At 42.7% G+C, this 15,360-nt stretch carries 12 protein-coding genes; 7 read left to right on the top strand and 5 right to left on the bottom strand.

The annotated features are described in order from the left end of the window. Positions 1 to 8 precede the first annotated feature (8 nt). Positions 9 to 740 (bottom strand): triose-phosphate isomerase, encoded by a 732-nt coding sequence (tpiA, locus tag RMY63_RS32760; protein WP_322732714.1) that lies wholly within the window; start codon positions 738 to 740, stop codon positions 9 to 11. A gap of 210 nt (positions 741 to 950) precedes the next feature. Here tpiA and RMY63_RS32755 point away from each other — a divergent pair, with 210 nt between their 5' ends. Continuing rightward, the gene (locus RMY63_RS32755; protein ID WP_322732698.1) at positions 951 to 2,432 is read left to right on the top strand and encodes a GTP-binding protein; all 1,482 of its coding nucleotides are present in this window, start codon (positions 951 to 953) and stop codon (positions 2,430 to 2,432) included. Positions 2,433 to 2,955: 523 nt separating this feature from the next. Here the strand turns inward: RMY63_RS32755 and RMY63_RS32750 are convergent. Both RMY63_RS32750 and hisF read right to left on the bottom strand, forming a co-directional pair. After that, positions 2,956 to 3,147 (bottom strand): hypothetical protein, encoded by a 192-nt coding sequence (locus tag RMY63_RS32750; protein WP_322732697.1) that lies wholly within the window; start codon positions 3,145 to 3,147, stop codon positions 2,956 to 2,958. Between the two features lie 99 nt (positions 3,148 to 3,246). Then, a complete protein-coding gene (hisF, locus tag RMY63_RS32745; RefSeq protein ID WP_322732696.1) occupies positions 3,247 to 4,020 on the bottom strand; it encodes an imidazole glycerol phosphate synthase subunit HisF in 774 nt (257 codons plus the stop codon). Positions 4,021 to 4,370: 350 nt separating this feature from the next. On the opposite strand from hisF, the gene ruvB reads away from it, so the two are divergent. The 3 genes from ruvB (at position 4,371) to RMY63_RS32730 (ending at position 6,720) form a co-directional block, all read left to right on the top strand. Further along, complete coding sequence (ruvB, locus tag RMY63_RS32740; protein ID WP_322732695.1) at positions 4,371 to 5,471, top strand: Holliday junction branch migration DNA helicase RuvB; 1,101 nt, start codon at positions 4,371 to 4,373, stop codon at positions 5,469 to 5,471. A gap of 284 nt (positions 5,472 to 5,755) precedes the next feature. Then, a complete protein-coding gene (locus RMY63_RS32735; RefSeq protein WP_322732694.1) occupies positions 5,756 to 6,559 on the top strand; it encodes a tetratricopeptide repeat protein in 804 nt (267 codons plus the stop codon). After that, a complete protein-coding gene (locus RMY63_RS32730) occupies positions 6,556 to 6,720 on the top strand; it encodes a hypothetical protein (protein ID WP_322732693.1) in 165 nt (54 codons plus the stop codon). The genes RMY63_RS32735 and RMY63_RS32730 overlap by 4 nt, the downstream gene beginning before the upstream one ends. On the opposite strand, the gene RMY63_RS32725 is transcribed toward RMY63_RS32730, so the two are convergent. Both RMY63_RS32725 and RMY63_RS32720 read right to left on the bottom strand, forming a co-directional pair. Then, positions 6,707 to 8,095, bottom strand: a complete 1,389-nt coding sequence (locus tag RMY63_RS32725) for a cytochrome P450 (protein ID WP_322732692.1) — start codon at positions 8,093 to 8,095, stop codon at positions 6,707 to 6,709. The genes RMY63_RS32730 and RMY63_RS32725 overlap by 14 nt on opposite strands. A gap of 86 nt (positions 8,096 to 8,181) precedes the next feature. After that, positions 8,182 to 8,985, bottom strand: coding sequence for a TIGR01548 family HAD-type hydrolase (locus RMY63_RS32720; protein ID WP_322732691.1), 804 nt, complete (start codon positions 8,983 to 8,985; stop codon positions 8,182 to 8,184). A 273-nt stretch (positions 8,986 to 9,258) separates the two neighbouring features. Between RMY63_RS32720 and RMY63_RS32715 the strand changes: the two genes are divergently transcribed. From RMY63_RS32715 to RMY63_RS32705, 3 genes are all read left to right on the top strand, one after another. Further along, on the top strand, positions 9,259 to 9,393 hold the full coding sequence (locus tag RMY63_RS32715; RefSeq protein ID WP_322732690.1) for a hypothetical protein: 135 nt from the start codon (positions 9,259 to 9,261) through the stop codon (positions 9,391 to 9,393). Between the two features lie 4 nt (positions 9,394 to 9,397). Continuing rightward, complete coding sequence (locus RMY63_RS32710) at positions 9,398 to 9,589, top strand: hypothetical protein (protein ID WP_322732689.1); 192 nt, start codon at positions 9,398 to 9,400, stop codon at positions 9,587 to 9,589. Positions 9,590 to 9,667: 78 nt separating this feature from the next. Continuing rightward, positions 9,668 to 15,325: a PAS domain S-box protein gene (locus tag RMY63_RS32705; RefSeq protein ID WP_322732688.1), complete on the top strand. Its 5,658-nt coding sequence runs from the start codon at positions 9,668 to 9,670 to the stop codon at positions 15,323 to 15,325. Positions 15,326 to 15,360 lie beyond the last annotated feature (35 nt).

Here is a 15,360-nt window from a genome sequence, read left to right as displayed (position 1 = left end):
AAAGCACATCACACTGATTTAAAATTCACAATCCGAGCGAAACTCTCAGGTTCTAGACTTGCTCCTCCCACGAGGACACCATCAATTTCTGGTTGAGCCATAATCTCATCAATATTATTCGGCTTGACCGAACCGCCATATTGAATTGATACATTCGGATTAGTCAATTGGCTGCGAATTAAGCCAATTATTCGATTAGCTTCCTCTACTTCACAAGTGTCACCAGTGCCAATGGCCCAAATCGGTTCGTAGGCAATCACCAAATTATCCTGATCGATATCTACCAAGCCTTTGTCGAGTTGGAGAGTAATCAGAGATTCAGCTTCTCCTGCATCTCGTTGTTGTTTAGTTTCGCCAACACAGAGAATTGGGGTCAAACCAAACCTTTGAGCAGTTCGGAGGCGCAGATTAACGGTGGCGTCCGTTTCCGCAAAGTATTGCCGTCGTTCGCTGTGACCGACAATCACAAAGCGCACACCACTTTCTGTCAGCATTGGGGCAGAAATCTCACCTGTATAGGCTCCAAATTCTTCCCAGTGGACATTTTGCGCCCCCAGTTGGATGAGGCTACCGTGCAAAGTCTTAGACAAAACACTTAAATCAGTGAAAGGAGGACACAATACCACTTCTCGCCCTTGGGGGGTTTCCTCTAAGTGGGGCAGAAATCCTTGTAAAAACTCCTGGGTCTCTGCCTGGGTTTTGAACATTTTCCAGTTGCCGGCAATAACGATTTTCCGCACAGGTAATTTAGTCAAGATCCTAACGCGTTATATTAGATGCATTTTTCAGTTTATGACTTTTTGTTAGCCATTAGTCATTAGTCATTGGTCATTAGTCATTGGTCAAGGGTCAAGAGTTGTTCTCCTCTGTTTCACAAACCCCTGTTAAAAATAACTAGGATAAGAGACGGGGCTAATTTAAAAATCTAAAATTTAAAATCTAAAATTAATATGACTTCGACATTGCCCGTGCCTGAACCCGATCAAAGCGATTCTGCTAACACTGACGCAAATTCTCTCAGCTGGGAGGAAGAACTGGATAGTGCCATTTTCAGCTTTGAAGACATTCAGACGGAACTGAACTATAAACAAGCACAAACGGCGCTGCGAAACTTGGTAGCCAATCTCGACCTTACTGCGCAGGAAAAAACTGGGTTAGAGACAGAAATTGCTGATTTGGAAACTATGCTGGGGAAGTTAGACAGCATGGTGGTGCAGATTGCGGCTTTTGGCATGGTGGGACGTGGTAAGTCTTCTCTACTCAATGCTTTGGTTGGGCAAACAGTATTTGAAACTGGGCCGCTGCACGGTGTCACTCGTGCTGCACAAAGAGTTAATTGGAGTATTAGTGAGGAAGCGATTGGGGAAACTGAACGTGCTTTGCGAGTTACTCTCCCTGGTGTAGGTCAATCCCAGGTGGAATTAATTGACACTCCTGGGTTAGACGAGGTAGATGGTGCAACCCGTGCTGCGTTAGCTGAACAGATTGCAAAACTTGCGGATTTGATTCTGTTTGTGATCTCTGGGGATATGACAAAGCTAGAATACGCTGCCCTTTCTCAGTTGCGGGAAGCAGGTAAACCGATCATTCTAGTGTTTAACAAAGTAGATCAGTATCCAGAAGCAGACCGGATGGCAATCTATCACAAAATCCGGGATGAAAGGGTGCGGGAATTACTCACACCTCTAGAAATTGTCATGGCTGCGGCATCGCCATTGGTGAAGACAGCAATTCGTCGCCCTGATGGTACGAGGGGCATACAGTTGCGTACAGGGAATGCCCAAGTCGAGGAACTGAAGCTGAAAATCTTGGAGATTCTGCATCGTGAGGGTAAAGCCTTGGTTGCGCTAAATACTATGCTTTATGCCGACATTGTAAATGAGCAGTTGATAGAACGAAAACTGATGATTCGGGAACAGAATGCCAATCAGTTGATTTGGAAGGCTGTGATGACTAAGGCATTAGCGATCGCACTTAATCCCGTAACCGTGGTAGATATTCTGAGTAGTGTGGTAATTGATATTGCTCTGATTTTGGGTTTATCTAAACTCTATGGCTTCTCCATGACGGAAGCTGGGGCTGTACAATTGCTACAAAAAATCGCCCTGAGTATGGGCGGCATCGGTGCTAGTGAATTGTTAGCAAATTTAGGCTTGAGTGGATTAAAAACTTTACTTGGAATCTCTGCAACAGCTACGGGTGGTATTGCGCTAGGCCCTTATATATCGGTAGCAATTACCCAAGGAGGAGTAGCTGGTGTTTCTTCTTACGGGATTGGACAAGTTACCAAAGTTTATTTAGCCAATGGCGCAACTTGGGGGCCTGATGGGCCAAAAGCAGTGATTAATCGGATTTTGGCAAACTTGGATGAGACTTCAATTCTTAACCGGATTAAAGATGAATTACTCCACAAAGTAAAACTCAAAAAGTGATGCTTGAAGAAGAATTCAGAAGTCAGAATTCAGGAGCGGAGCCGGAGACGCTCCGGCTCCGGTCAGAATCAATTTAGTGGGGGATTTCAGACTCGCCACTTTTTTGTTGACCGCTAAATCGTTCGCGCAGCGTCTCGTAGAGAAGATTTAGCGGGGGTGCAAAAACGACGCTTATTCATTCACCAGTCGGACTCCAATTCAATTCTGAATTCTGACTCCTGACTCCTGAATTCTTTCTAGATAATCCTTACTCAAACGCCGAAATCGATTGCGACATCTAATTTGTGAATGTACAAATGCGCTACCAACTGCACTATAACCCCTTAAAATAAGTCCTATATAATTGCTTAATTATTATACCAATTTGAAAAAAGAATGCGACAGATACATGCTCCCAAACCTTTGTTCTGTCTGGCTTTCTTAATGCGTGAATTTTGAATGCGTGAATTTTGAATTGGTATTACTTTGTCAAGCTTTTTCTGGAAACTAAATTTTAAATATCTCCTCTGGCACTCAGCACTCTCTAGGATACTTGAAACAAATAGGTCATACAATGCCCCATCAAAAAGTAAACTACTAACATGGCAGCAGCAGCAAGAGCAACCAAGGTACCAGCTAACATTAGAGAAAATTCTTTACTCTCGTAAGCTTTTTCCATTAAGTGCAGCGACCACGCTACTAGGGCTACATCAAAAAGTAAAATAGGAAGCAACATATTTCTTAATATTTTTTAATACTTGTAAAATAATATTAACACCCTTTTCAGGAAGTGTGTCTAACCTTAGATGGATGTCATTAAATGGGAAATGGTGGATCAACAGAATGTTCTGACTGGCACGTTGCGATCGCGCAAGTAACTTTTAATTTCAGCTACGCTTAATTGTCCGTAATGTAACAGTGACGCGAGTAATGCAGCTTCAGCTTTGCCTTCAGTTAGGGCAGTGTAGATATGTTCACAATTACCTGCACCACCAGAAGCAATAACTGGAATTTCCACAGCATCGGCGATTGCCCGTGTAATTTCAATGTCATATCCAGCTTGGGTGCCATCAGCATCCATGCTTGTGACTAGCAGTTCTCCGGCCCCCCGTTTTTCAACTTCTAGTGCCCACAATAGGGCATCTAAGCCTGTATTTTCTCTGCCACCCCTCACATACACATCCCAACCTGGATTCTCCGGGTTATTTCTGCGTCTGGCATCAATAGCAACAACTATGCACTGATTACCAAAGCGATCGCTTGCCCGATTAATCAAGTCTGGTTCCCGCACCGCCGCAGAATTAATACTAACCTTATCTGCGCCCGCTCGTAACAAAGCTTTAACATTTTCTAAGGATTGAATGCCACCACCTACAGTCAATGGAATAAAGACCTGTTCAGCAGTGCGGTAGACCACATCTAAAATTGTAGCTCGGTCTTCATGAGTAGCTGTAATATCCAGAAATACTAACTCATCAGCACCGGCTTCGTTGTAAACCTTGGCCAGTTCTACCGGATCGCCTGCATCTTGGAGATTAACAAAGTTAACTCCTTTTACAACCCGTCCCGCCTTCACATCTAAGCACGGTAAGATTCTTTTAGATAACATAATAACTTTTGTACTTCTGGGTAATTGACCGGAATTTAAACCGGAATTTAAATTTTAAATTGGCGCGGGTATTCTCAAACGAAAATTTTCACGGACATGGGGCATTGGGCATTGGGCATTGGGCATTGGGCATGGAGCATAGGGCATGGGGCATTGGGCATTAGACATGGGGAAAGACTTGTTGCAAGTTCTGACTCAAGTCACCTTGTTTCCCTACTCCCCCAGTCCCTATTACCCCTTATCCCCAGAGGGGGCCCCACCATCCCCAGTCCCCAGTCCCCATTCCCCACTCCCCATTCCCCACTCCCCACTCTCCACTTTCTAGTCCCTTAAAAATAGATAGCTGAATTATGGCGATAATCTCCTCGAAAAAACAGCCTCCAGAACCCAACAAAGAACCAAAGCAGCGTCGCGAGTCGGCGAGGACACCTTCGGCAGACAATATTTTGCAGCCTGAAGCTGCTATTGATGAGCAAGAACAACAAGAAGAAGGTATTCGACCACACCGATTTACTGATTACATTGGGCAAAAAGATTTAAAGGATGTGCTAGATATTGCCATTAAAGCAGCTAAGTCTCGTGGTGAGGTATTGGATCACTTACTGCTGTATGGGCCGCCAGGATTGGGCAAAACCACAATGGCAATGATTTTAGCATCAGAAATGGGGGTAAATTATAAAATTACTAGTGCACCAGCCCTAGAACGTCCACGAGATATTGTTGGGCTATTGGTAAACCTCAAGCCAGGGGATATCTTATTTGTGGATGAAATTCATCGCCTCTCGCGGATGACGGAGGAAATTCTCTATCCAGCAATGGAAGATTATCGCTTAGATATTACCATTGGTAAGGGTTCCAGCGCTCGGATCAGAAGTTTGCCACTGTCAAAATTTACTCTAGTAGGGGCTACAACTCGTGTGGGTGCTTTAACTTCACCACTGCGCGATCGCTTTGGTTTGATTCAAAAACTCCGATTTTACGAAGTTGAGGAACTGACTAAAATTGTACTGCGAACTGCTCAATTACTCAAAACCCCGATTACAGAAGATGGAGCCACAGAAATTGCCCGTCGTTCACGCGGCACACCACGTATTGCCAATAGGTTACTAAAACGGGTACGTGATTATGCGGAAGTAAAAATGTCTGGGGATATTAATGAAAACATTGCATCCGAGGCATTGCAACTATTCCAAGTAGATCCTTGCGGTTTAGATTGGACAGATCGGCAGATGTTGAGTGTAATAATTGAACAATTTAACGGCGGGCCAGTGGGGTTAGAAACAATGGCAGCAGCAACGGGTGAAGATACTCAAACAATTGAAGAGGTATACGAACCTTACCTCATGCAGATTGGGTATTTAACTCGGACTCATCGCGGCAGAATGGCAACTAAGGCAGCATATAAGCATTTGGGATTCACGCCCCCTAATGAACAGTTGTCATTATTGTAATTACGGGCATTGAGCATTGGGCATTGGGCATTGATACGTCATTAATGAGCCTTTGAACTTCATTAATGAGCCTTTGAACTTCATTAATGAGCCTTTGAACTTCATTAATGAGTCTTTGAACTCCATTAATGAGCCTTTGAACTTCATTAATGAGTCTTTGAACTCCATTAATGAGCCTTTGAACTCCATTAATGAGCCTTTGAACTCCATTAATGAGTCTTTGAACCCCATTTCTATGCTCAATGACAAATGACAAATGACAATGACAAATTAGGTAAACCTAGATGATTAAGTTGATTGGTATTTTTCTCAGTCTGTTACTTGTGTTTGGCTGGGGTACACCAGTTATGGCACAATCTCAGCCGCCCATTACTGAAGAACAGTTAAAACAAGGTGATGAGTGGGCAAATCAAGCGTTTATTGCGACGAATCAAGGTGATTTTGCTACGGCTGAAACTTACTGGACAAAGATTATTGAGCAATTTCCCACGAATGCGGGGGCGTGGAGTAACCGGGGAAATTCGCGGGTGAGCCAGAATAAGTTGCAAGAGGCGCTGGAAGATTATAACAAAGCCATAGAACTAGCGCCGAATGTTACCGATCCTTACTTGAATCGCGGCGCGGCGTTGGAAGGGATGGGAAAATGGGATTCGGCGATCGCAGATTATAATCATGTCTTAGAACTCGATCCTAATGATGCAATGGCGTATAACAATCGCGGTAATGCCACAGCAGGTTTGGGAAAATGGGATGATGCGATCGCAGATTACAAAAAATCTAATCAGATAGCCCCGAATTTTGCCTTCGCCCGTGCTAACTACGCTCTCGCTCTTTATGAAACTGGTCAAAAAGAGCAAGCAATCCGCGAGATGCGAAATATCGCCCGTAAATACTCCAAATTTGCTGATGTACGTGCTGCCCTTACTGCTGCATATTGGGTAAATGGAGAACAAGGTGAAGCAGAAAGCAACTGGGTAGCAGCTTATGGACTTGATAGCCGCTATAAGGATATCGACTGGGTAAAAAATATCCGGCGTTGGCCTCCCAGCCTAGTTACAGCTTTGGATAAGTTCTTGAAAATCCAATGATTATAGCACAAGTCTTGGTGATTAGGACATCAACAGATGATAAAACTGAGACACAAAAAGACTTTTCACCCAGTCCCCAGTCCCTTGCTATAGCAGGTAAATCAAAGGGGAAGCGAAGCGATCGCTCCCACCTGATTGGGCAACTTTTTACACTGAGTTAGTCTCAAGAACTCGCTGATTTTGCTGACGCTTTCCAGTTACCACCATTGGTACACCACCGCCTGGTGCTAACAAGAAGCTTTTCCGAACTGGTATTACTGGCTTTGTATCAGCTAGTTTCATTTGCCAACTAGATAGTACAGTTGCTAATACCAGTTTCATTTCAAACAGGGCAAATGCCATACCAATACAGCGACGATTCCCACCACCAAAGGGTAAATATTCCGCTGGAGTAAATTGGCTCTCTAGAAACCGATCTGGCTGAAACTGCTTGGAATTGGGGTATAAATCTTCTCGATGATGGCTCAAATAAATACAAGGAACTAATATTGTCCCAGAGTCAAATTTGTAGCCTGCAATTTCTACAGGGGATTTAACCAATCGATTTAATCCCAACATCGCCACTGGATACAGGCGCATTGTTTCCGAACAAACCGCATTCAAATAGGGTAATCGGAAAATAGCGTTTGAGTCTTTGTTGTCACCCAGACTATTCAATTCTTGCATCAGTTTTTCACGGACTTCAGGCTGATGATGAATCCAGTACAGCGCCCATGCCAAAGAACTAGCCGTAGTTTCATGACCTGCAACTAACAAAGTCATCAATTCATCACGTAATTCCAAGTCTGTCATCGGCTCCCCTGCTTCATCACGAGCCGCCATCATTAAAGACAGAATATCACTTCGAGATTGGTCAGCAAGCGATCGCCTTTCTTGAATTTCAGCATAGATCAGATCATCCATTTCCTGCCGCAAACGTAGATAACTGCCCCAAGGACTGCGAGGCCCTAAATCCTGTCGTAATAAGGGGAACAGCAGCAGCATTGCCCGCAAAATCGGTCTTTTTGGATTCAGGATAGCAATCAGGATTTCTTTGAGTTTTTCATAACGAAGTCCGTCCTTTAGACCAAATACAGCCTTCAAAATCACTTGAAAGGAGATTTCTTGCATGGATGGCAAGACTGTAAAGCTTTCCCCAACTGGCCACTCGCTAGTTACCTGCTTGGTGATTTCACCAATTAAATCACCATAAGCCTGCATTCTTTCCCCATGTAGAGGAGGTGTCAGCAGTTTCCGCTGGCGCTGGTGAGGTTTACCTTCTAAGGATAGTAGAGAATTTGGCCCCAATAAAGGCGAGCCTGAACCTGCTGCTGCACCAGAATCTAACTGTTTTGGATCGGTGGTAAAAATCTGCTGAATCGCTTGAGGATTACTAATGAAAACTTGAGGAGTAAAAACTGGGCCGATTCGCAGAGTAAACATATCACCATAGCTTTTAGCACAGTCTTCCATGTATTCCAATGGGTTAGTAAGCCATTGATACGTCTGTACCCAAGGATGAGTTTGAGGGCCGTTAGGCAGTTTAAGTGCAGACATTTTTATTTATCTCCCAATAATTGGAGCAAGATTGTTATCAGCTAGTCATTCATCCACGCATAGCTTGATTCATCTTAGAACACAGATTAACTAGATGAACTCACCAATTCTTGAATCTGCCTTGGGGTCAATTCTTGCACATTACGCAAAACTACAGCTGCTCCTGCTGCTATTAGTGTCTCACCATAAACATCACTACGCAGTGCTGTTTCCTGTACATGGGGCGGTAAAACCCCTACACCAATCCAAGGGCGAGCAGAATCTAAATTTCGTGCTTTCTCGACGGTATACATATCTGCTACCGTATCTCCCACATACACTACAGCTAATTTTTGCTCAATTCCATTTTCTAATTCACGAACTGTAGCAAAAAGTCCAGTGGGGTCAGGTTTACCTGGTGCATCCTCCATCGCAATCAATACTGGAGATTCTAAGCCCAGACGCTTTTCCAAAATGTAGTTAGCTGAACCACGAGTTGCACCGCTAAAAAATCCCCAAGCAATCCCCGCTTCGGTAAGTTGTTCTAAATAGCTAAGTTGTAATAATAAAGGTTCATTACAGATATACCCAGTAAAATTATTTGGGTCTGGGCCGCGGTAGCGGGATTGAAAAAAGGCAACGATCGCACTGTAATCTAGTTGCAGTTGCTCGCGGCTCTGTTTTTGGGTTTCAAAGTAGCGGTAAATTAATTCCTGCGATGCTTCCCAATCGTTATTCCACACGCCTTCAGACTTCAGTTGGTCAATATCCAGTGGAGTTGGGCGATATGCTTGCGTAGTAAAATATTCTACAGTATCTGCGATCGCTCGGCGATAGGAGCCGCTAACATCGCGCACAACGCCATCAATATCGAAAACAACAATCGCTTTTGGTGAAGTTTCTTGAGTCATGGTTAGGGAGGAAAATAGTTTTATTTTTATCTTGCCTATGTATTCACTCTTTCATAAAATAGCAGTTTAATACCAATTCGTAATACTGGCCTTCATGCGAGAAGCAAGCTACGTAATTTGTAATTCGTAATTAAGAAAATCAAACTTTATCTGGGTTTGGGGGTTTGAATCTGTTGCCAGATTTTAGAGAATTGGTTTAACTTGGAAGTAATCATTAATTATTTTTCCTTTGTTGACATCAGGCGAAATGCTATTAATATCACACTGCACGTTATGCCTGACCTCAGACAAAAATTTAAAGTAGCTTGCAGTGCTAACAATAAAAATATGACTGAAGTGCTAGAAATACTTATGGATGAATACGCTACCAAATACGAGCAAACTTTAAAATCTAAAAATGAAGAATAATATTATGACTAATACACCAAATAGATTAGAACTTATCGAAGCAATCTTAGTTAGAGTAGCTGCACAGCAAGAGATAAATACTACTGCCATTGCTGGATTAAGTGAAAAACAGGAAGCTAACACCGAAGTCATAGCACTACTTAGCCCTAAGTTGGAAAACTTGACTAATAACGTTAACGAACTGACCGACTGGTGACAGAGTTTTGCTTTCTGATTTTATGTTCAGTTTTATTCAATAAATTCTTCCTGATTGAAAATTAACTTAGTAACTGATATGGATGCTCAAAAAATAAAAATTTTATTAGTTGATGACAACTTAGAGAATTTACATTTTTTATCAGACATCCTTCAAAACCAAGGTTATCAGGTAGAAAGTCTCATTTCTGGGCAATTGGCAATCAATACAGCACTCGCCTCTCCCCCGGATTTGCTTTTGCTAAATGTTCTCATGATCGAGAGGGATGACTATGAAGTATGTCAATATTTGAAAGCTAACGAGCAAACTCAAGAGATTGGGATAATTCTTTTCGGAATTTTCGATGATTTTTTTGAAAAAATAAACGTCTTAAATTTAGACGATATTGATTATATTACTCAACCATTCCAAACTAAAGAAGTTTTATTACGCGTCCAAAATCAACTCACTCTCCAAAGACTGAAAAAACAGTTAAAAGAAAAAAATTCCCAACTGCAACAGGAGATTAAAGAGCGTCAACGGATTACAGTTGAGTTAAATATTCGTAACAGACAAATAGAAGATATTTTTAAAGAAATTCCCGTTAGCATTAGCAAAGCCTTTTGTAGAAAAGTTTATCAAAGCGAACGCCTTGTAGTCGAAGCCGCCCTCAAGAAGAGTGAAAGTCAGTATCGGCTCCTAGTGGAGACATCCCAGGACATGATATGGTCGGTGGACATTGATGGACTAATTACCTTTGTCAATCCAGCAGTCAAGCAGATTTATGGCTACGAACCCCAAGAAATGATCGGGCGTGCCTTAATTGATTTCATCTCACCTACACAAGTTCTTCAAGATAAAGTAGCCTTTGAGCGTGTTCTTCAGGGAAAGTCTATCTTTCAGCATGAAACTACCTGTGTAGCTAAAGATGGTAGCTTACTTTATCTAATGTTGAATGCGATCGCATTACGCAACGAATCGGGTTTGGTTATAGGCATGACGGGCACTGCTAGTAATATTACACAGCGTCGAGGTGTAGAAAAATTACTCCAAGAAAGTGCAATTAAGCTCCGCAATCATAATCTAGTGCTAACACAATTGGCACAAAATCAGACGCTTTATCAGGGTGATTTGAAAGCAGCCTTGAGTAAAATCACAGAAACAGCAGTTAAGAATATTGGGATGGAACGAGCTAGTGTCTGGCTGTATGACGAAACAGGCATGAAAATCCAGTGTTTTGATCTATTTGAGGGCAGTCGCAATCAACATAGCGAAGGATTTTTCTTATCAGCAGTAGACTATCCAGTTTATTTTGCAGCTTTGCAGCAAGATCAACCAATCGCCGCAGATGATGCTCATGCCGATCCCAGAACTAAAGAATTTTCTGCGTCTTACTCAAGATTAAACATCACCTCTATACTCGATACACCCGTTAGGCTGGAGGGAAAAACCGTAGGAGTTTTATGTCTGGAGGCAGTGGAAGTTACTCATCATTGGACGTTAGAAGACCAAAATTTCGCTCGCTCTCTGGGCAATTTAGTATCTTTGGTATTGGAGGCAAAAGAACGCCAACACGCAGAAGCAGCGCGACGAGCTTCTGAAGAAAAGTTAGCCTCAGCTTTTCGGTCATCTCCTGACCCAATTGCCTTAATTACTGTTTTCAACAAACGCTACATCGAAGTAAACGACAGCTTTTGTAGGTTTTTTGGTTATTCTCGCTCTCAAGTGATCGATCGCACCGATGAAGAATTGCATATTTGGGTGAATCCAGAAGAATATAATTTTCTTACCAACATTCTGCAACAAACAAAAGCCGTCCGCAACTATGAGATTGATGTCTGCACTTCAACAGGAGAAATCAAGACAACACTGTTGAGTGCAGAAATGAGCGAGATTGATGGACAATGGTACGTACTGGGCACTGCAAAAGATATTACTGAACGCAAGCAGGCAGAAAATGAAAGCCGTTTGTTACTGTTGACAACCCAAGCTATCACTCGCGCCAGCGATGTCAACAGCGCCTTAGCAGTGGTCTTGCGTTTAATTTGTCACACCATCGGCTGGGATTTTGGTGAAGCCTGGATACCTAATGAAGATGGGACTGTTTTAGAACACAGTCTGGGCTGGTACGGTGAGGATAGCAGTTTAGAGGAATTCTGCCACGAAAGCCAAACTGTGAAATTCCCTCTGGGAGTGGGATTACCAGGAAGAGTTTGGCAGAACCAAGAACCAGAATGGATAGAAGATGTTTCTAAAGTTACACAACCAATTTTTTGGCGATCGCCACAAGCTGCAAAGGTAGGATTAAAAGCTGGTTTTGGTGTTCCGATAGTGGCTGGAAACCAAGTATTAGCTGTTTTAGTATTTTTTAAACGTAGCTCAGTATTGGTAGATCGGCGTTTGCTCTTGCTAGTCAGTGCTGTTGCTGCTCAGTTGGGTGGGTTGATTGAGCGCAAAACCCTAGAACAAGAACTAGCACTCAGAGAAGCTCGTCTCAATGCCTTTTTTAGCAGTGCTCCCGTCGGTATGAATATTGTAGATAACCAGCTGCGGTTTGTGCAAATCAACCAACTGCTGGCGGAAATTAATGGACTACCCCAGCAAGATCATATTGGCAAGACCATCCATGAAGTTTTACCCCACATCGCCCCTTTAGTAGAACCAATTTATCAACAAGTTCTGATCACCGGTCAACCTATTCTCAATCAAGAATTAAGCGGTGCATCAATTAAACAACCAGATATTATCCGCCACTTCTTAGTTTCTTATTTTCCGATTGTTGGTGAAGACGATCGCCCCTCTGGTGTTGGCACGGTTTTAGTAGAAATTAGCTATCGCAAACGTGTTGAACAAGAACTGCGTTTAGCAAACGAACGCCTACAATATCTGCTCACCTCTAGCCCTGTAGTTATTTATAGCAGCAAAACATCAGACGATTGTAGCACAACCTTTATCAGTGAGAACGTTAAAGAAATGGTGGGCTACGAAGCGCGGGAATTTATCGATAATTCCAGTTTCTGGCTCCATCACGTCCACCCACAAGATATTAAACTCATCTCAGAAAAATTTCAGGAGCTTATTGAGCAGGAGTACATTTCCTACGAATACCGTTGGTTACATGCTGATGGAACTTATCACTGGTTTTACGAAAAGATGAGGTTAATTTATAACGAAGCTGACTACCCTATAGAATGCGTTGGTTATTGGGCAGACATTAACGATCGCAAATTGGCAGAACTAGCTTTGCAGTCAGGTCAGCAACGATATCAACTTCTAGCAGAAGCCTCACCAGCTTGTATCTTTCATACTGATGTAGATGGCAATGTTTTATATTTTAATCAACGCTGGAGTGAAATTACTGGATGTAGTTTAGAAGATTCTCTAGGAACAGGTTGGGCAAATGCCGTACATCCAGACGACCGCGAGCAGCTATTGTTGGCATGGAATCAAGCAACAGCCGCCAAGTCAACCTATAAGTACGAACATCGTTTCTTGCATGATGATGATAATACAGTCGTCTGGGTAATTTGTCATGCTTTGCCAGAATTTAGAGATGATGGAGAAATTAAAGGCTACATCGGTACAATTACAGATATTACCGAGAGAAAATTGGCAGAAGAAGCCTTGCGTGAGAGTGCAGAGCGAGAAAGAGCGATCGCTCAAGTAATTCAAAGAATGCGCCAAACACTGGATTTAGAGACGATATTTGCGGCTACAACCGAAGAATTACGCCAAGTACTCAACTGCGATCGGGTTGTTGTCTATCGTTTCAATCCCGACTGGAATGGAGAATTTGTTTCTGAATCGGTGGGTAACGGTTGGATTTCTCTCATAGAAGAACACAACAATGACCCTCATCTCACAGAAGGTGTTTTACAAGATGGGCGTTGCCTAGCGAAAATTTTGGATGGTGGGGATAACCACGTGGAATATCCTGATCTGCAAGTAACCCCAGGTGCAAGTTTCCTCTGTGTCCCAGACATTTACAACGCTGAGTTTCATCCTGCTTATATCAACCTCTTAGAGCGCTTTCAGGCTAAAGCATATATTATTGTTCCGATTTTACATGGTAGTCAGCTTTGGGGATTACTGGCGAGTTATCAAAATTCCGATCCCCGCCAATGGAAACCAGGAGAAATCAACATCGTAGTTCAAATTGGCAATCAGTTGGGTGTTGCTTTACAGCAGGCACAATTGCTAGCGCAAACTCAAAGGCAGTCCCAAGCATTGCAAGAAGCTGTAATCATTGCTGATGCTGCTAATCGTGCCAAAAGCGAATTCCTCGCCAACATGAGTCACGAACTGCGTACCCCACTTAACGCCATCCTCGGTTTTACCCAAGTCATGAGCCACGATCGTGAATTATCAACTGAACATCAGCAAAATCTAGCAATCATCAATCGTGCTGGCGAACATCTCCTGAATTTAATCAACGATATTTTGGAAATGTCTAAAATCGAAGCTGGCAGAATAACCTTAAATCTCAACAGTTTTGACTTAATTCGCCTCTTGGAAAACCTCGAAGAGATGTTGCGCTTCCGCGCCACCTCCAAAGGATTGGAATTAGTCTTTGAATATACATCTCACCTTCCCCAGTACATCCAAGTTGACGAAAGTAAACTGCGTCAAGTCTTGCTTAATCTCCTGGGAAATGCAATCAAATTTACCGATACTGGAAGGGTGACGCTGCGGGTGGGGATGGGGGATTGGGGGCAGGGGGAGCAGGGGGAGATGAGGGAGCAGGGGGAGCAAAATCTTCCTCATCCCCCTCATCTCTTCTTCGAGGTACAAGACACTGGCCGCGGTATTGCCCTACAAGAAATTGACTTGCTATTTGAAGCTTTTGGGCAAACTGAAACCGGAAGAAAATCGCAACAGGGAACAGGACTAGGTTTAGCAATTAGCCGCAAATACGTGCAACTAATGGGAGGAGATATTAGCGTCACTAGCACTATTGGCGAAGGAAGTAAATTTGCTTTTGATATTCAATTTGGTCTAGCCGCAGCCAGCGAAATCCAGATCCAACAAACTAGACCCCAAGTTGTTAGTTTAGCGCCTGCTCAAAGTGAATACCGTATTTTAGTGGTTGATGACTCCACAGACAGCCGTTTAGTGCTAATGAGAATTCTCACATCCATCGGTTTTGCAGTCCAAGAAGCAATAAATGGCATCGAAGCGATCGCACTTTGGCAGACATGGCAACCACATCTAATCTTAATGGATATGCGGATGCCAATTATGGACGGCTACGAAGCCACAAAATTTATTAAAACTAGAGAAGAAACCTCAATCCAAAATACCGAATCCCAAATATCCAATTGGAAGACCATTATTATTGCCTTAACTGCTAATGCTTTTGAAGAACAACGAGAGGCAATAATCAAAGCGGGTTGTGATGATTATATTAATAAGCCTTTCCGCGAGGAACTATTACTAGAAAAGTTAAGCGAATATTTGGGAGTTCAATATATTTATCAAGAAGAAAGCTATCAGCTAACAAACCTAAAGCAACAAAGATCAAAATCAATATTGACGCTCACAGATTTAGTGAATTTATTATCTGAAATGTCACCTGAATGGGTGAAACAGTTATATACTGCCGCAGCTCAATGTAGTGATGACCTGATTTTAGAATTGATTGAGCAAATCCCTTCCGAAAATGCCGTGCTGCAAAATTTTATCAAGAATTTAGCTCATGATTTTCAGTTTGAGAAAATTATGGAATTGACGAGTATTGCCGGAATATTATCCAGTTAATAACAATTTATGGGTAAATAAGTTCGTAGTAAGGA

This window comes from Nostoc sp. ChiQUE01b, from assembly GCF_034531255.1.
Classification (GTDB): Bacteria; Cyanobacteriota; Cyanobacteriia; order Cyanobacteriales; family Nostocaceae; genus Nostoc.
This window is presented reverse-complemented; position numbering and strand designations above follow the sequence as displayed.